General features: G+C 72.9%; 18 protein-coding genes, 1 pseudogene and 1 riboswitch. Of the genes and pseudogenes, 10 read left to right on the top strand and 9 right to left on the bottom strand.

What is annotated here, in order from left to right; genetic code table 11:
- Positions 1-29 precede the first annotated feature (29 nt).
- Both sepH and G6038_RS17855 read left to right on the top strand, forming a co-directional pair.
- Positions 30-917: a septation protein SepH gene (gene sepH, locus G6038_RS17860; protein ID WP_346772848.1), complete on the top strand. Its 888-nt coding sequence runs from the start codon at positions 30-32 to the stop codon at positions 915-917.
- Between the two features lie 30 nt (positions 918-947).
- The gene (locus tag G6038_RS17855; RefSeq protein ID WP_346772846.1) at positions 948-1,682 is read left to right on the top strand and encodes a hypothetical protein; all 735 of its coding nucleotides are present in this window, start codon (positions 948-950) and stop codon (positions 1,680-1,682) included.
- 40 nt (positions 1,683-1,722) lie between these two features.
- On the opposite strand, the gene G6038_RS17850 is transcribed toward G6038_RS17855, so the two are convergent.
- From G6038_RS17850 to G6038_RS17835, 4 genes are all read right to left on the bottom strand, one after another.
- Positions 1,723-2,004 carry a DUF2537 domain-containing protein gene (locus tag G6038_RS17850; protein WP_165039148.1) on the bottom strand — a complete coding sequence of 94 codons (282 nt, stop codon included), beginning with the start codon at positions 2,002-2,004 and terminating at the stop codon, positions 1,723-1,725.
- The gene (locus tag G6038_RS17845; protein WP_165039147.1) at positions 2,001-2,807 is read right to left on the bottom strand and encodes an RNA methyltransferase; all 807 of its coding nucleotides are present in this window, start codon (positions 2,805-2,807) and stop codon (positions 2,001-2,003) included. Before G6038_RS17845 ends, G6038_RS17850 begins: the two co-directional genes overlap by 4 nt.
- A 105-nt stretch (positions 2,808-2,912) precedes the next feature.
- Entirely contained in the window at positions 2,913-3,344 is a 432-nt protein-coding gene (locus G6038_RS17840) for a MarR family transcriptional regulator (protein ID WP_029541818.1), read from the bottom strand.
- Between the two features lie 43 nt (positions 3,345-3,387).
- Positions 3,388-4,872, bottom strand: a complete 1,485-nt coding sequence (locus G6038_RS17835; protein WP_165039146.1) for an NCS2 family permease — start codon at positions 4,870-4,872, stop codon at positions 3,388-3,390.
- Between the two features lie 75 nt (positions 4,873-4,947).
- Here G6038_RS17835 and G6038_RS17830 point away from each other — a divergent pair, with 75 nt between their 5' ends.
- On the top strand, positions 4,948-5,196 hold the full coding sequence (locus G6038_RS17830; protein WP_165039145.1) for a DUF2530 domain-containing protein: 249 nt from the start codon (positions 4,948-4,950) through the stop codon (positions 5,194-5,196).
- A gap of 37 nt (positions 5,197-5,233) precedes the next feature.
- Here the strand turns inward: G6038_RS17830 and G6038_RS17825 are convergent, their stop codons facing one another.
- The 3 genes from G6038_RS17825 to G6038_RS17815 are packed head-to-tail and all read right to left on the bottom strand — an operon-like array spanning position 5,234 to position 9,506.
- Positions 5,234-5,773, bottom strand: a complete 540-nt coding sequence (locus tag G6038_RS17825) for a phosphatase PAP2 family protein (protein ID WP_206025003.1) — start codon at positions 5,771-5,773, stop codon at positions 5,234-5,236.
- Positions 5,770-8,538 (bottom strand): ATP-binding protein, encoded by a 2,769-nt coding sequence (locus G6038_RS17820; RefSeq protein ID WP_165039143.1) that lies wholly within the window; start codon positions 8,536-8,538, stop codon positions 5,770-5,772. Before G6038_RS17820 ends, G6038_RS17825 begins: the two co-directional genes overlap by 4 nt.
- Before the next feature lie 2 nt (positions 8,539-8,540).
- Positions 8,541-9,506, bottom strand: a complete 966-nt coding sequence (locus G6038_RS17815; RefSeq protein WP_206025001.1) for a DUF3027 domain-containing protein — start codon at positions 9,504-9,506, stop codon at positions 8,541-8,543.
- Positions 9,507-9,555: 49 nt separating this feature from the next.
- Here G6038_RS17815 and G6038_RS17810 point away from each other — a divergent pair, with 49 nt between their 5' ends.
- The 3 genes from G6038_RS17810 (at position 9,556) to G6038_RS17800 (ending at position 12,579) form a co-directional block, all read left to right on the top strand.
- The gene (locus G6038_RS17810) at positions 9,556-10,350 is read left to right on the top strand and encodes a glutaminyl-peptide cyclotransferase (protein WP_165039141.1); all 795 of its coding nucleotides are present in this window, start codon (positions 9,556-9,558) and stop codon (positions 10,348-10,350) included.
- A gap of 61 nt (positions 10,351-10,411) precedes the next feature.
- Positions 10,412-12,112: an MFS transporter gene (locus G6038_RS17805; RefSeq protein ID WP_165039140.1), complete on the top strand. Its 1,701-nt coding sequence runs from the start codon at positions 10,412-10,414 to the stop codon at positions 12,110-12,112.
- A complete protein-coding gene (locus G6038_RS17800; protein ID WP_165039139.1) occupies positions 12,112-12,579 on the top strand; it encodes a DUF2771 family protein in 468 nt (155 codons plus the stop codon). The genes G6038_RS17805 and G6038_RS17800 overlap by 1 nt, the downstream gene beginning before the upstream one ends.
- Positions 12,580-12,661: 82 nt before the next feature.
- Here G6038_RS17800 and G6038_RS17795 read toward each other — a convergent pair whose 3' ends face one another.
- A complete protein-coding gene (locus G6038_RS17795; RefSeq protein WP_346772847.1) occupies positions 12,662-13,072 on the bottom strand; it encodes a cold-shock protein in 411 nt (136 codons plus the stop codon).
- Between the two features lie 192 nt (positions 13,073-13,264).
- Here G6038_RS17795 and G6038_RS17790 point away from each other — a divergent pair, with 192 nt between their 5' ends.
- The 3 genes from G6038_RS17790 to G6038_RS17780 all read left to right on the top strand — a co-directional run bounded on the left by G6038_RS17790 (position 13,265) and on the right by G6038_RS17780 (position 14,926).
- Positions 13,265-13,507, top strand: a complete 243-nt coding sequence (locus G6038_RS17790) for a hypothetical protein (RefSeq protein ID WP_165039137.1) — start codon at positions 13,265-13,267, stop codon at positions 13,505-13,507.
- On the top strand, positions 13,504-13,896 hold the full coding sequence (locus G6038_RS17785; RefSeq protein ID WP_165039136.1) for a YccF domain-containing protein: 393 nt from the start codon (positions 13,504-13,506) through the stop codon (positions 13,894-13,896). The genes G6038_RS17790 and G6038_RS17785 overlap by 4 nt, the downstream gene beginning before the upstream one ends.
- Positions 13,897-14,107: 211 nt before the next feature.
- Positions 14,108-14,332: riboswitch (cyclic di-AMP (ydaO/yuaA leader) on the top strand.
- Positions 14,333-14,341: 9 nt separating this feature from the next.
- Positions 14,342-14,926 (top strand): transglycosylase family protein, encoded by a 585-nt coding sequence (locus G6038_RS17780; RefSeq protein ID WP_165039135.1) that lies wholly within the window; start codon positions 14,342-14,344, stop codon positions 14,924-14,926.
- A 65-nt stretch (positions 14,927-14,991) separates the two neighbouring features.
- On the opposite strand, the gene G6038_RS17775 is transcribed toward G6038_RS17780, so the two are convergent.
- Positions 14,992-15,180 carry a hypothetical protein gene (locus G6038_RS17775; protein WP_165039134.1) on the bottom strand — a complete coding sequence of 63 codons (189 nt, stop codon included), beginning with the start codon at positions 15,178-15,180 and terminating at the stop codon, positions 14,992-14,994.
- Positions 15,181-15,239: 59 nt separating this feature from the next.
- On the opposite strand from G6038_RS17775, the pseudogene G6038_RS17770 reads away from it, so the two are divergent.
- Positions 15,240-15,923: pseudogene (locus G6038_RS17770) on the top strand (DNA-binding protein); the annotation flags it as partial.

Genomic DNA, 15,923 nt, shown 5'->3' with positions numbered 1-15,923 from the left:
CAATCGCGATTGCCCGCGAGGAGGTCATGGTGCGAGAGCTTCGAGTGGTCGGCCTCGAGCCCGACGGAACGCACGTCGTGCTTGCCGATCCCGAAAACGGCGACAGATTCCGCATCCCGATCGACGACACGCTCCGCGCCGCCTCCCGCGGCGACCTCGCCCGCCTCGGGCAGATTCAGATCGAGACCACCAGCCAGCTGCGCCCCCGCGAGATCCAGGCCCGCATCCGCTCCGGCGCGTCCGTCGAGCAGGTCGCCGAGGAGGCCGGGATCCCGCTCGCGAAGGTGGAGCGGTTCGCCTACCCCGTGCTGCTCGAGCGCTCCCGCGCGGCCGAGATGGCCCAGCAGGGGCATCCGGTGCGCCCGGACGGCCCGGCCGTGCACACGCTCGCCGAGATCGTCGCCCAGGCGTTCCGGGCACGAGGGCACAGCATCGACGCCGCCACGTGGGACGCGTGGCGCGACGACGAGGGCCACTGGGTGGCTCAGTTGCAGTGGGCCGCCGGCCGGTCCATCAACACCGGGCACTGGCGCTACCAGCCCGATGCGCACGGCGGCACGATCCTCCCGCTCGACGACACCGCCACCGAGCTGATCGACCCGGACTGCGGGCGGCCGCTGCGCTGCCTCACACCGGTGTACACGGCGCGCGACGTCGACGACAGCGGGGACAACGACGGGCCCGACCGGGAGGACGTCGTCGCCGAGGCGATCACCCTCGATCCGCCGCCCGCCGTGATCGACGCGGAGGTCGAGGAGGTCCGGCCCATGGCGGCGAGCCTGCCCGAGCCCGACGCGGAGGAGGACCGGCCGAAGCTGGCGCCGCAGCAGAGCCCGGGCAAGGACAAGCGGGGCAAGCCCGCCCTCCCCTCGTGGGACGACGTGCTGCTCGGCGTGCGCAGCAACGGGCGCGTCTGAGGCTCGGGTCCACCGATGGTGGCGGCGGCCGTGTCGACCATCTGGTACGTCGACGCCCCCGACCCCGGCGAGGTGCTGCGCGCCGCGCGGGCCGACCGGAAGACGGCCCACGCGCTCGTCGGGCGGTTGCACCCCGGGATGTCGTCCGAACCGCTGGACCGGGTGCCGCTCGCGCAGGCCGCGGCCGGTGGCCCCGGCCGGGTCTACGTGGGCAGCTTCCCCGGGGTGACGGTGGTGTGCAGCCCGGACCTCGCGGCCACGCGTCCGTCGCAGCTGCCCGAAAGCTGGAGCCGCACCGTCGCTTCCGAGAACACCTACCTCGTCGTGTCGGACCCCACCGGGGCGCGGGGCGCTGTCGGGGCCTGGCGGCGCGGCACGCTGCGACGGGCGTTCGACGCCACGCCCGTCGACATCGTCGAGGACGACGGCCTGCCGTTCGTGTGGGAGCGGCCGTTCTGGGGTGGGGAGTTCCCCATCCGCTGGCCGCTGGACGTGTTGCCCGATCCGCAGGCGCTGCCGTTCCACCCCCGCCGGTTCGCCGAGGCCGCCAACGCCGCGTGGCTCGGGTTCCGCTACACGGGCCGCGCCGGCGGCGAACTCGACCCCCACGAGATCGAGGTGTGGGGCTTCGAGCTGTACCGCGAGGGCGAGCGACCGCCCACCGCACGCGACGAGCCGGCCCGCCCGCCCGCGCGACGGTGGTGGTGGCCGCGACGAACCTCCGCACGCGGTCGCGCGCTGTCCGGTCACCCACACGCCGAATAACCGGCGCCGCTGTCCGATTCGCGCGCGGCTGCGGAGCCGCTCAGAACGTCGTCGCGCCGAGCAGCACGATCCAGCCGACCGGAACTCCGGCCGCGACGCCGGCGACGATCCACCGCCACACCGGCACCCGCCGCCACCACCACAGGGTCGGGGTGATCCCGGCCGCGGCGACGAGGTTGACGATCACCGCGAGCAAGGGGTGCACGCGCCCGAGTTCGAGCCCGAACGCGACGATCGTGACGACGGTGACGACGAGGGCGAAGCCCGTCAGCGTCAACCCCGTCGACCACGGTGTCGACGGGGCGCGCAAGGGTGCGATCACCGCGGGAGCCGTACCCGCTCGTAGAACGCCATCGCCGCAGCCGTGGCGACGTTGAGCGAGTCGGTGCCCGGAGCCATCGGAATGCGTGCCCGCACGTCCGTCGCGCGCATCGCCTGCTCGGTCAGCCCCGGGCCCTCGGCACCGAGGAGCAGGGCGACCTTCTCCCCCGTCATGGCCTCGGCCAGCGGCACGGCCTCGGGGTTCGGCGTGAGCGAGATGAGCTGGAAGCCCCGCGCCCGCAACCGGTTCAGGTCGTGCGGCCACCGCTCGACGTGCGCGAACGGCACCCGCAGCACGTGCCCCATCGACACCCGCACCGCCCGCCGGTACAGCGGGTCGGCGCAGCCCTTGCCGAACAGGACGGCATCGACGCCCAGACCGGCGGCGTTGCGGAACATCGAGCCGAGGTTCTCGTGGTCGTTCACGCCCTCGAGCACCGCGACGGTGGTGGCCTTCTCGAGGACGTCGTCGAGGTCGAGCGCCGGCGGCCGGTGCGCCGCGGCGAGCACCCCGCGGTTGAGGTGGAAGCCGACGACCTCGGCCATTACCTCGGCCGAGGTGCGGTAGAACGGCACGTCGACGTCGCGCAGGTCGTCGGCGAGTTCACCGAGACGGCGATCCACCCCGAGCAGGCTGCCCGGAGCGAACCGCGAGTCGAGCATCCGCTGGACGACGAGCACGCCCTCCGCGATCACCAGGCCTTTGCCGGCGGGCAGGTCCGGCCGGCGATCCGACGAGTTGAGGTCTCGGAAGTAGTCCAGCCGGGGGTCGGCGGGATCCTCGATGTCGATGACGTGAACCACGCCGTCGATTCTCCCAGGTGGCACCGGCGTCCCGTCGGCGGGTTCGCGCTCCGCGCTACCCCGTGCCGTCCGGGCGCAGACTCGGCCCTGCGGGCCGGGACCGGCTCACTCCGCCTCGCTGACCAGCTTGTTGATGATGCCCACGGCGTCCTGCAGGGTGGCGAGGTGGTCCTCGTCCAGCGTGGCCAGACGTTCGGTCAGCCAGGCCTCGCGGGCCTGCTGCTCGTCGACGAGCAGTGCCAGGCCCGCATCCGAGAGCGAGACGATGACCTGTCGTCCGTCCGTGGGATGCGGGGTCCGCTCGACGAGCCCGAGCTCGTCGAGCGAGGCGATCACGCGCGTCATGGACGGCGGCTGAACCTTCTCGCGCGCGGCCAGCGCGCCGGGGGTCATCGCTCCCTCCTGCCTCAGCGTGGTCATTGCCGACAGCTGAGTCAGGGAAACCCGGGAATCGGAGCGCCGCCCCCGCAAATGGCGCGTCAGGCGCACAACTGCCAACGAGAGGTCGCCGGCGAGCGTGCGATGTTCCGATGTCATGGCGTGCACAATACGGGACCGACCGGACACATCGCGCCGCGTATCAGGTGAGCAGTTCGGTGATCGGGTCCACCGCGAAGTAGGCGACGAACAAGCCCGCCACCACCCACAGCAGCGGGTGCACCGTCCGCGCCTTCCCGGCCGCCGCGTGCAGGACCACCCACGTGATGAAGCCGACGCCGATGCCGTTGGCGATCGAGTACGTGAACGGCATGACGACGATCGTGAGGAACGCCGGCAACGCGATGGCGAACTGCGTGAAGTCGATGTCGCGGACCTGCCCGATCATCAGGGCACCCACCACCACGAGGGCCGGGGCGGCGGCCTCGACGGGCACCATCTCGTAGAGCGGGGTGAGGAACATCGCGGCGAGGAACAGCACGCCGGTCACCACGTTCGCCAGGCCGGTGCGCGCACCCTCGGCGATGCCGGAGGCGGACTCGACGAACACCGTGTTCGACGACGCAGATCCCACGCCGCCGGCGACGGCCCCGGTGCCCTCGACGACGAGGGCACGGCCGATACCGGGCAGGTTGCCGTCCTTGTCGGCGAGACCGGCCTCCTTGCCGAGACCGGTCATCGTGCCCATCGCGTCGAAGAAGTTGGCGAGGACGAGCGTGAACACCAGCAGCGTCGCGGCGATCACGCCGATCCGGGTGAACGCGCCGAAGAGGTCGACGTTGCCCACCAGGCTCAGGTCCGGCACGCCGACCACCGTGTCCGGCACCTCCGGCGTGCTCAGATTCCAGCCCTTCGGGTTGGTGCCCTGCGACGGCCCGACCGCGGCGACCGCCTCGACGATCGCGGCGACCACCGTGGTCACGACGATGCCGATCAGCAGCCCGCCGGGCACCCGGCGCACGATGAGCACCCCCATGAGCAGCACGCCGAACACGAACACGGCGGTCGGCCACGACGCGATCGAGCCGTCGATGCCCAGCCCGACGGGGACGGTGGTGCCGGCCGCGTCCGGCAGGCGGCGCACGAATCCGGCGTCGACCATGCCGATCAGGGCGATGAACGCGCCGATGCCGGCCGCGATGGCCGCCTTGAGCTCGGGCGGGATCGCGTTGAACACGGCGGTGCGGAAGCCGGTGAGGGCGAGGACCACGATGATGATGCCGTCGATCACCACGAGGCCCATCGCTTCGGGCCACGTGACCTGGGGTGCGATGGTGACCGCCAGCAGGGTGTTGATACCCAGGCCGGCCGCGATGGCGAACGGATAGTTGGCCACGACGCCGAAGACGATGCTCATCAGTCCGGCCACCAGCGCGGTGACGGCGGCGACCTGGTTGATCGGCAGAATGTTGCCGAGCACGTCGACCTTGGCCGAGGCGTCGTCCGGGGAGAAGCTGCCCAGGATCAGCGGGTTGAGCACCACGATATAGGCCATCGCGACGAACGTGACGACGCCGCCACGCACCTCCCGCGAGACCGTCGATCCCCGTTCGGTGATCTTGAAGTAGGTGTCGAGGAACGAGGTGCCGACCGCCGTGCCGGACTTCCGCTCTGAGGATTGGGCCATATCGACTTCCGCTCTGGGATGGGGGCTGCGTCGCAACGGGAGATTATTGCAATCGGGCTGGACTAGCCTGAAATCGTGAACGACGCGCAAACGGTGGCCGAGCGGACACGGCGCCTCGCCGATCCCCGTCCCGCGCTGGCGATCGGCACGGCACTGTGGACGGTGGCGACGATCGTCGTGCTCGCCGCGGGCGACCGGTGGCCGGCCGCCCTGCCCGTGTGTGTTGCGGGAATCATCGTGGGGCTCTTGGGATTCGCCGTGTACCTCGTACAGCGCCGGGCGGCTCGGCTGGGTCGGCGCGGCGCACAGGTCGGACTGGACTGACGAGCGGGTCCCACGCGGCCCGGCCCCACGGCCGCGGTCACAGCCGGGCCCGCACCCGCGTGATCAACCCCACCCACAGCAGCGCCCACAACGACCCCAGCAGCCACCCGGCGACGACATCGGTCAGCCAGTGGGCCGCGAGGTAGACCCGCGAGAGCCCGACCGCGAGCGTGTAGGCGCCCAGGGCGCAGTACGCCACGAGCGCCCGGCGGCTGCCGGGCGGCGACTGCCAGGCGATCACGACGGCGAGCACCGTCGCCAGCATCGCGGTCATCATGGCGTGCCCGGACGGGAACGAGTGCGTGGTCAGCTCGACGAGGCGCACGGGCTGCGGCGGCCGCTCCCGCCCGAACTGCAGCTTGAGCAGGCTCATCAACGGCCAGCCCGTCAGGATCGTCGCGGACAGGAGCAGCGCATCGTCGCGACGGCCCGCACGCAGCATGAGCATCGTCAGCACCGTCGTGACGACGGCGACGGCGACGGTACCGCCGGTGTGGGTGACGGCGGTGACGAGGGTGGTCAGCGTGGGTTCGCGGAGCTCCACCACGCCGTCGAGGGTCGTCGTGTCGATGCTCATCGGGGCTCCGGCGGCGAGAGCGCCGCGACGGCGGCGGCCAGCCCCGGGCCGGTGCAGTGCGTCGTACCGCTCCCGTCGACCCACCACGAGACGTCGCGCTCGCCGGTGACCGCGCCGGAGCAGCGCACGGTCAGCCGCTCGTGCACGACGAGGGGTCCACGCGGCAACGGCCGCTGCGCGACGGCCGCCGCGAGCACCGCGGCGGGCTCGTCCCGCCATCCGGCCGCGCGGCCCGGGCCGGTGACGTGTCCGGACACCTCGGCTGAGGCGAGGGGGACGTCGAGGAGGTCGGCGAGGACCGGTGCGGTCGGCAGGGTGCCGAGCACGAGCCGGTCGGCGGGCACCACGGCGGCGAGCCACGGCCGGTCCAGCACCAGCGCGTCCGCCGCGTCGACGATCGACCCGGCGAGGCTGCGGACGGCGTCGGGCAGGTGCAGGGCGTCGAGGTCGAGCATGCCGGCGGCGCTCGCCGCGGCCAGGGCGGCGTGGGCATGGGCGGTGACGGCCGGGGCGGGGGCGCGGTCGGGATCGGCGAGGCGGTCGAGAAGCAGCGCGGCCGTCTCCGTGCTCTCGACATCCGTCGCGGCCAGGCACGGCCGCAGGCGGTCCGCGTCCGGGTGCGGGCAGGGGTCGAGCAGGCCGGCGAACGCCTCGTCGTCGGGCGCGCGCAGGTGCCCGAGCGTCCGGCCGCCCAGCGACGCGTAGGTGCGCAGCCACCAGGCGGTGTAGCCGCGCCGGTCGCCGAGGGCCGCGGCCGTGCCGGGTTCGGCGACGAGGAGCGACAGGGCCCGGTCCCAGCGGGCGTCGTCGACGAGGTCGAGGTCGCGCACCGCCACGAGCGACTCGGGGTCCTCGTCGAGGGTTCCCCACCACTGCTCCTCGTCGGGCAGGTCGTGATCGGGACCGGTGGGCAGCTCGGCACGCAGCACGGTGAAACCCCATCCGACGCCGACGGCCCGCAGCGCCTCCGCGTCGTACCGCTCCGCCACCTGCGGATCGAGGGTGGCGAAGGGCGCGTCGTCGACCAGCACATCCGCGAGGGGCGCCCCCGGCAGCAACAGCTCGTCGGCGGGCACGAGTTCGCCGTCGACATCGGGCAGCAGCAACGCCCCCAGCTCCCGGGGCACCGCCTCGGCCGGCACCTGCGCCGCCAGCCGGAGCACGACGTCGGCCAGCTCGGCCGTCGCCTCGTGGTCGTCGACGTCGGCGTCCTCGACCGCCGCGAGCAGCGCCGGGTCCGCGAGCAGATCCGCCGCCGTGACCGTGCCCGCGCCGAGCCGGGCGAGCAGGGGATGCGCAGCGTCGGGGTGCACGAGACGCACCCACGGCATGCGCAGGTGCCCGACGTCCGTGCCCAGCACGACGGTCCGCGGCCCCGTGACGGTGCGGCCGTCCGACAGCGGCACCGGGATCGCGGCGAGTTCCTCGGCCACCACCGAGTCGACGACCAGCGGGGTGAGCGCCTCGTACAGCCGGTACCACCACGCAGGCTCGCGCTCGACCCCCGCGAGCAGCTCGGCGATCCGCGCCGGCCCGAGGCGGTGCACGTCGACGGCGCCGAGCGCCGCAGCGTACCGCGGCCCGCACAGATCGGGCCGGATCAGGCCGGGCACGACGTCGGCGAGGACGGCGGCGAGTTCGTCGGTGAGACCGGTCAGCGCGGTGGCCCGGTCCGGGACCAGATCGTCGCCGCCGGCGGCCGGGGGCAGCCACGGATGCGCGCGCAACTCCTGCAGCACGGCCTCACGCAGCAGCGCGTCGACCTCGCTGCGCGCGAAGCCGGGAACCGGAACCATCGACGGCCGCTGCCGCGGCGGTAGCGCCGCGACGAAGCCGGCGTAGCCGCGCGCCAGTCCGGCCACCGGGGCGCCGGGGAGCAGGCGGCGCCGGTCGGGCTGCATCGGCACGTCGGCGACCACCAGCGCGGGCAACGAGAGTTCCTCGTCGGAGCGGGTGGGAGCGCGCAGCACGTCCTGCGGCACCGGCACCACCACCCCGTCCACGACGGGAACGAGCCAGCGGGCGTCGGGCCCGGCATACTCCCACCAGGTCCGCTCCCCGACGGCGACCACGCGCAGTCCGGACTCGGCTTCGGTGCAGGTGCGGGTGAGCTCGCGGCCGCCCACCGTGACGGCGGCCAGTGCGGGCAGCTCGAGGAGCAGATCCACGGCCTCCGCGGCGAACCCCTCGAGCAGCGTCTCCGCGTCGATCCCGGGACGCAGCCGCAGCACCACCTCGGTGTCCCAGCCGGGCGCCGGCGGCGTGGACGCCGGCCACGCGAGGCGCAGCACCGGGATGCCGGACTCCGGGGCGGGCAGGCCGCGGTCGGCCAGCGCGTCCCGGGTGCGCGCGGCGGAGAAGCGGATCGATCCGGACCGCGAACGGATCTCGATGTCCTCGCTCACCGCGGCCGCGGCGGTGAAGCCGACCCCGAACCGGCCGACCCCGCCGGTCTTGCTCGACGCCCGCAGCGCCGTCAGGGCCTGCACGCCGGCTTCGTCGAGCGGCGCGCCGGTATTCGCGACGTGCAGGTCGTCGCCGTCGCGCCACAGGCACAGCGCGCCCGGCACGCCTACGCGCGCGGCCGCGTCGGCGGCGTTCTGCGCGAGTTCGGTGAGCACCCGGTCCCGGTAGCCGGCCCGGACGAGATCGGCCTCGGTGGCAGCATCCTCCCGCAGCCGCGTCGGGGACGACGCCCAGGCCAGCAGGGTGCCCTCGCGCAGCGCCGCGGTCCCGAAGGGGTCGGCGGGGTCGGGGCGCGGCATCCTCAGTCGGTCTGTTCCGGCGGTGCGGCCGCGGCCGTGTCGTCGGCGCTCTCTGCGTTCTCGGCGCTCTCTGTGTTCTCGGCGCTCTCCGTATTCTCGGCGCTCTCCGTGTTCTCGGCGCTCCCGGACCCGGTCTCCGCCGAGGCCTCCGGGACGTGCGCCTCCGCACTCGCACCGGCCGGCGGCAGGGCGACGACCTCGACGGCGGAGTCGTCGTACGCCTCGTGGACCGGGGAGCCCGCGCCGGTCGGCAGGGTGGTGTCCGAGTGGGCGCCGCACCCGTACGCCGAGTGCACCACGTGGCCGTCGGCGGCGAACTCGTTGCCGCACACCCCGAACGCTGCCCGCAGGGAACCCGCGAGGGGAAGGTAGAACCCGCACAGCCGGCACGTCGAGGGCGCGGCCTTGGCCATCTCCGAGTCGGGGCCGTAGTCGCCGTCGTACCAGCGCTGGGCCGCCTCGACGCGGCCCTCGAGGCTCATGACCTGCGTGCGGCCGAAGCCGATCTCGAGGGCCGTGTCGTCGATCTCGGGGTCGCCGGTGGCGACGTAGCCGGGCACGAGGCGCGGATCGCCCGCCGGGGGCGCGAGCAGGTCGCCGGGACCGAGGTCGCCGGGCCGGATCCGCTCGTTCCACGGCACCCACCGCGGCGCGACGAGCGCGTCCGGGCCGGGCAGCAGCGCCAGCTCGCTCACCGTCACCCGGTCCGAGCCGGGTGCGGCGGCGACGACGACGGCCCATTGCCAGCCCCGGTACCCGGGCAGTTCCGCGGCGAACCGGTGGGTGGCGGCGCAGTCGTCCTCGGCCGCGACGCCGAGGTACGCGCCGACGCCGGTCTCTCCCGCGTCCAGCAGCGCGGCCCGCGCGACGTCGACGGCGTCGGCCAGCAGAGGCTGCACGAGCTGTTCGGTAGAGGCGGACGCGGAGCCGGACGCAACTGAGGAAGGCACACCACTCACGGACCCCATTCTGCCGCACGGAACCGCCGCCGCGACCCTCGGCTGCCATCATGTGGGCATGCGCCGCCGTCCTCTCTCCGTCGCGGCCGCGGTCGCCGCCTGCGTCGCGGCGGCCGCGTGCGACTCCGCCCCGGCGGATCCGGGTCCGCCGCCCGAGCGCCTGCGGGCCGAGGTCGTGGCCGTGCACCCGCACGATCCCACCGCGTTCACGCAGGGCCTCGAGGTGTCCGGCGACGAGCTGCTCGAGGGCACCGGCCTGTCCGGCCGGTCGTGGATCGCGGCGCGGTCGCTGGCCACCGGGGCCGAACGGGTCCGGGTGCCGGTGCCGGACGACATGTTCGGCGAGGGCATCACCGTCGCCGGCTCCACGGTGTGGCAGCTGACGTGGCGTGACGGGGTCGCGGTCGCCCGCGACCGGGACACCCTGACCGAACGCGGCCGCGCCGATTACGACGGGGAGGGCTGGGGGCTGTGCGCCCAGGACGACCGGCTGGTGATGAGCGACGGCACCGCGCAGCTGACGTTCCGGCACCCCGGGACCTTCGCGGAGACGGGCCGGGTGACGGTGCTGCGCGAGGGCCGTGCCGTCACGCGTCTCAACGAACTCGAATGCACCGACGACGGCGCCGTGTACGCCAATGTGTGGAAGACCGACGAGATCCTGCGCATCGACCCGGACGAGGGCCGGGTGACCGCCGTGGTGGACGCCGGGGCGCTGCGCGAGCGGTTCACCGACGGGCAGCGCGAGCGCATCGACGTGCTCAACGGAATCGCACACCTGCCCGGTACCGATCGTTTCCTCGTCACCGGCAAGTACTGGCCGTCGGTGTTCGAGGTGCGGTTCGTGCCGTGACCGCGCCGCAGGTGGGGCACGCCACCGAACACCGATCCGCCCGGTGCGACAGAATTGTGCCGTGACCGATTCGGACGAGGAGCGCGCGCACGACGACGCGGGCCGTCGCGCCGACGTCGGCGGTCGTCCCCGCCCGTCGGCCCGGGCCCCGCACCCCGGCAACGGCAGCTATCCGCCGCCGCGGCGTACGTCTGCGCGACGCACCCCCCTGCCGCCGCTGCACCCGGTCGAGGACGCCCGCAAGCACCGGGGCGACGACGCCTCCCGCGGGGCGCGCGCCGGCGCTCCGCGGGCCCCGCGGATGCCACGGAAGCTCACGGTCACCCGCGTCGCGGCGCTGCGCAGCCGTGAACTCACGAGCAAGGGCATCGCGACGTTCCGCCGGGCCGCCACCGCGGACGGTGCGGACCGCTCGGGCCTGACGGCCCTGACCTACGCGACGATGGCGAACTTCGCGAGCGACGCGGCGGTCGCCGTGGCCCTGGCCAACACCCTGTTCTTCTCGGCGGCCACGGGCGAGGACAAGACCAAGGTCGCGCTGTATCTGCTCATCACGATCGCCCCGTTCGCGGTGATCGCCCCGCTGATAGGTCCGTTGCTCGATCGGTTGCAGCACGGCCGCCGGCTGGCGCTGGCAACGTCGTTCGCCGCGCGCACCGTGCTCGCCGTGGTGCTGGTGTTCAACTTCGACAGCTGGGGGCTGTACCCCGCCGCGCTGGCGATGATGGTGCTGTCCAAATCGTTCGCGGTGCTCAAATCGGCGGTGACGCCGCGGGTGCTGCCGCCCGAGATAGATCTGGTCCGGGTGAACTCCCGGCTGACGGTGTTCGGCCTGGTGGGCGGCACGATGGGCGCCGGAGCCGTCGCAGCCGCCGCGGCCTGGATGTTCGGATCGTCCGGCGCACTGTGGCTGTGCGCCGTCATCACGGCGTTCGGCGCGTACCTGAGCATGCGGATCCCGTCGTGGGTCGAGGTCACCGAGGGCGAGGTGCCGGCCACGCTCTCGTATCACGGCGCCGAGGCCCGCACCGAGGTCGTCGGGAACCGCACCGAAGTGATCGCGACGCCCGCGCGCGCCACCGGCGGCGCGAAGAGCCGCCGGCAGCCGCTGGGGCGGGCCGTGCTCACCGGTTTGTGGGGCAACGGCACGATCCGCGTGCTCACCGGCTTCCTGACCTTGTTCATCGCGTTCGTCGCCAAGTCGAAGACCGAGCACGAGCCCCTGGTCCAGGCGGGGATGCTGGGTCTGGTCGGCGCGGCCGCGGCCATCGGCAACTTCACCGGCAACGCGACCGGTGCGCGGCTCACACTGGGCCGTCCCGCGTTGATCGTGGTGCGGTGCACCGCGGCCGTGACGGTGATGGCGGCGCTGGCCGCCGCGACCGGCAACCTGATCACGGCGGCCCTCGTGGCGCTGGTGGGATCGTGCGCGAGCGCGCTGGCGAAGGTGTCGCTGGACGCGTCGCTGCAGCAGGACCTGCCGGAGGAGTCCATCGCGTCCGGGTTCGGTCGCTCGGAGACGGTGCTGCAGCTGAGCTGGGTCTTCGGCGGGGCCCTGGGGGTCCTCCTGCCGACCGAGTACTGGCTCGGGTTCACCGTGGTCACCGTCGTGCTGGTCCTCGGTCTGACGCAGACGATCCTCACCTACCGTGGAGGCACCGTCGTTCCGGGCTTCGGTGGCAAACGCCCGGAACACGCCACCCAGGAGACCACCGGTCGCATCCCGCGGCCAGGCGGACGTACGACGAGAAACGGAACGTGATGAGACTGCAGCCCCGGACGAAGAAGACGATCGCGATCCTGGTGATCGTGGCGCTGGTCGCGATCGGCGGGCTCACCGCGGTCGTGGTCTCCCTCGTCCGTTCCGCACCGCCGAGCCTGCCCACGGTGACGGCGTACGCGCAGGGCCGTACGGTCACGGTCGAGCCCGGCCTGTGCAGCGCCGACGGCACGTGCGCCGGCCTCGAGGCCGTGATGCTCGAGGTCCCGGCGGGCCGGCCGCTGCAGCTGTCGTTGCCGTCGGAGATCACCGACTCGGACTGGCGGCTGAACGTCACCTACGGAGATCCGCGCACCGGCGAGATCTTCGAGGGGTTCCGCGACTACACGCCCGGTCAGGCCCGGGCCGTGACGGTGCCGTCCGATCCCGGCGCACAGTTGCTGAATGTGGTGCTGCAGCTTCCCGCCACCGGGGAGCAGGCACCGGTGTGGGCGATCCAGACGTTCTGATCCCCGTCCGGCATGCGAGAGGGGCCTTCCGGGTGCTGTCCCGGAAGGCCCCTCTCGCGTCGTATCGGACCGACGCCGGGCGTCAGGAGTCGAGCTCGCGCGCGACGGCCCGCATCACGTCGGAGATGCGCTGGGCGGTCTTGCGCTCGGGATGGCGGCCCTTGCGGAGCTCCGGCTGCACGGTGGCCTCGAGCAGCTTGATCATGTCCTCGACCATGCCGTGCAGTTCGTCGGGCGAGTGCCGCTTCTGGGGAGCCGCCTCACGCCGCCCGCCCTGGCGCACCGACGGCAGCGGATCGAGCAGTTTCAGGCTGAGCGCCTGCGGTCCGCGACGGCCCGCGGCCATGCCGAACTCGACCCGCTGACCCGGCTTGAGGCCCTCGATCCCGGCCGGGAGCGCGGAGGCACGCACATAGACGTCCTCGCCCTCCTCCTGGGACAGGAAGCCGAAGCCCTTCTCCATGTCGTACCACTTCACCTTGCCGGTAGGCACTGCGTTCACCCGCTCCTCGACAGCCGTGCCCCGGTGGGGCACGAGTGGATATGCAAAACAACGCGCCCCGCTTCGAGTGCGGGACGCGCAGACATGCGTCAGTGTACCTGCGGCGGGGTCCGCCTTCGAAAGTCCGGCGGGGTCCACCTTCGAAAGTCCGGCGGCGGCGCGGGCGGCCGGGGAAGCACTACGGTGGAACGCGTGGGCACCTCCAGTTCTTCCGCACCGGGCAACGGCCTGCTCAAGGCCGCGCTGGCATGTTTCCTGGTCGGGATCGTCGCCGTGGTGGCGATCTTCCTGACCCCCGTCGTCACCGACGGCCGGCCGGGCCTGGTGCTGTATCTGCTGACTCTCGCCTGGCCGCTCGGTTTCGTGCTGGCAATGACCTTCGCGCTGCGCTCCGGCCGGCGCGCCCGCGGAAGGGACCGCACGTGAGGATTCTGCTCAACATCATCTGGCTGGTCTTCGGCGGCCTGTGGCTGGCGCTGGGGTACTTCCTGGCCGGCCTGATCTGCTTCGTGCTGATCATCACGATCCCGTTCGGCATCGCCGCGTTCCGCATCGGCATGTACGCGCTGTGGCCGTTCGGCAAGACGGTAGTGGACAAGCCCACGGCGGGGGCCGGGTCGCTGATCGGCAACGTGATCTGGATCGTCGTCGCCGGCATCTGGCTGGCCCTCGGTCATGTCGTGACGGCGATCGCGATGGCGATCACGATCATCGGCATCCCCCTGGCGCTCGCGAACCTGAAGATGGTCCCGATCTCGCTGCTGCCGCTCGGGAAGGACATCGTCCCGGTGGACAACCGCCCGAGTTACATGTGACGTTCCTCACATAACACCGGCATAACGGCGAGGTCGCGAACCGGCCCCGGCAATGGACTTTGGTCCCTACCTGCGACTTCATCCCGCCCCACGCGCCACTCGCACGCTGCCCTCGCCACGCTCGGCGTTATCAATTGGTGACAATCCCCGCCCCGAGCCGTTACCGTCGTGTCCGGCCGGTTGGTTCGGCCACCCCGGGTCCGTCGCGCCAAATCCTGCTCCGCGGATTCCGGGTGTCCCGACAAACGATCCACGGGAGCAGGAAGCGGGGGACCCAACGGTCTCCCAGGGAACACCGATTCCCAGGAGGCACCCGGATCGCCGCCACGGCGACGGTCCTAGGGGTGAAGCCGAATCGCCCACCGGCGAGGAGGCCGGGCTACCTCTTCAGCCCGAACCCGACAGCTGACCTCGTAGGCGCGTACGGAGAGGAACCGGAACCGACATGAGCGGACGCCATCGCAAACCCACCAACACCGGCCGCACCGTCGCCAAGTTCGCGCTGACCAGCGCGGTTCTCGGCGTCACGGGCGTCGCCTTCAGCGGCACCGCCAACGCCGCTCCCGACTCCGACTGGGACCGCCTCGCGCAGTGCGAGTCCGGCGGCAACTGGGGCATCAACACCGGCAACGGCTACCAGGGTGGCCTGCAGTTCTCCCCCAGCACGTGGAACGCCTACGGCGGCGGCGAGTACGCGGCGACCGCCAACCAGGCCACCCGCGAGCAGCAGATCACCGTCGCCGAGCGCGTGCTCGCCGGCCAGGGCTGGGGCGCGTGGCCGTCCTGCTCCTCGAGCCTCGGCCTGAGCAGCAGCCCGACGGAGCGCAGCGCCCCGTCCACGAGCGCCGGCACCGTCCAGAACACCCCGGTCGTCGAGGCCGCCCCCGAGGTGCCCGAGCTTCCCGCTCTGCCCGCGGAGGCCCAGGGCCTGCGGGCCGGCTTCGAGCAGGGTCTCGACGCCCTGCGCCAGGCCGGGATCGCCGTCGACCAGAACCTCGTCGACGCGGTCAACGCCGCTCTGCCGAACTGACACCCGGCACAGACGCACGAAAGAGCCCCGCACCGTTTCCGGTGCGGGGCTCTTTCGTGCTTCGATCAGCGGTTGATGACGGTGCGGGGGTGGGTGTACGGCAGGGCGTCGACCGGCAACGGGAACTCCATCTCCTCGCCGTACGGGGACAACGGGCCGGAACGAGTCGAGGACAACTCGGTGACGGCGTGGTCCCCGTCCGCCACCTCGGGCCACCCCGGATCGACATACTGCTTCTTCGAATTGTCAGCCATGCGCTCATTTTGGCAGGCAGGTTCACGGACAGCCACTTCAGGTCTCTAATCTGGTCTCGATGACCGCCACCGACCCCGCCGCGCCGGAGGCCGGCCCGGAGCCGCTCGCGCGCTGGCTGAGCGACCGCCGCGACGCCGACCTCGCCGAGCTGTTGCGCGCCCGCCCCGACCTGGTGGTCCCGCCACCCGCGACGATGGCCGTCCTGGCCGGCCGCGCGCAGCAGCGTGCCTCGGTGTTCCGCGCCGCCGACGAGCTCACCGTCCTCGACTTCGGCGTGATCGACGCGCTGACCCGGCTGGGTGCCGACCGGGAGCCGGTGACCCGCCGGGCGCTGCTCGACTCCGTGTCCGGCCGCGTCACCGCCAAGAACGTCGACCGGTCCCTCGACCGCCTGCGCCGGCTGTCGCTCGTGTGGGGTCCCGCCGACGGGCTGCGGCTGGTCAAGGCCGCGTCCGAGGCGGTGCCGTGGCGAATCGGCCGCAGCCCCGACCCCGAGCAGCTGCCGGCCCCGTCCGAGCTCGGCGCCCTGCTCGCCGACCTCGATCCGGCGCAGCGCAGCCTGCTCGACACCCTCGCGCGCACCTCTCCCGTCGGGCGTACCCGCGACGCCGCGGCGGGCACACCCGCCGACCGGCCCGTGCAGCGCCTGCTCACCGCCGGGCTGCTGATCCGGCTCGACGACGAGACCGTCGAGCTGCCGCACCGGGTCGGTCAGGCGCTGCGCGGCGAGGCCCCCTTCGAC

This window comes from Rhodococcus sp. 14C212 (assembly GCF_011058195.1).
Classification (GTDB): Bacteria; Actinomycetota; Actinomycetes; order Mycobacteriales; family Mycobacteriaceae; genus Rhodococcus; species Rhodococcus aetherivorans.
The sequence above is the reverse complement of the archived record's forward strand: the minus strand, read 5'-3'. Positions and strand labels throughout refer to the sequence as shown.

What these genes read in the sequence shown, in the direction of transcription:
- G6038_RS17840 (WP_029541818.1), bottom strand. Translation starts at nt 3,344, where the DNA reads ATGACATCGGAACATCGCACGCTCGCCGGCGACCTCTCGTTGGCAGTT.
- G6038_RS17835 (WP_165039146.1), bottom strand. Translation starts at nt 4,872, where the DNA reads ATGGCCCAATCCTCAGAGCGGAAGTCCGGCACGGCGGTCGGCACCTCG.
- G6038_RS17825 (WP_206025003.1), bottom strand. Translation starts at nt 5,773, where the DNA reads ATGAGCATCGACACGACGACCCTCGACGGCGTGGTGGAGCTCCGCGAA.
- G6038_RS17820 (WP_165039143.1), bottom strand. Translation starts at nt 8,538, where the DNA reads ATGCCGCGCCCCGACCCCGCCGACCCCTTCGGGACCGCGGCGCTGCGC.
- G6038_RS17815 (WP_206025001.1), bottom strand. Translation starts at nt 9,506, where the DNA reads ATGGGGTCCGTGAGTGGTGTGCCTTCCTCAGTTGCGTCCGGCTCCGCG.
- G6038_RS17810 (WP_165039141.1), top strand. Translation starts at nt 9,556, where the DNA reads ATGCGCCGCCGTCCTCTCTCCGTCGCGGCCGCGGTCGCCGCCTGCGTC.
- G6038_RS17800 (WP_165039139.1), top strand. Translation starts at nt 12,112, where the DNA reads ATGAGACTGCAGCCCCGGACGAAGAAGACGATCGCGATCCTGGTGATC.
- G6038_RS17780 (WP_165039135.1), top strand. Translation starts at nt 14,342, where the DNA reads ATGAGCGGACGCCATCGCAAACCCACCAACACCGGCCGCACCGTCGCC.
- G6038_RS17775 (WP_165039134.1), bottom strand. Translation starts at nt 15,180, where the DNA reads ATGGCTGACAATTCGAAGAAGCAGTATGTCGATCCGGGGTGGCCCGAG.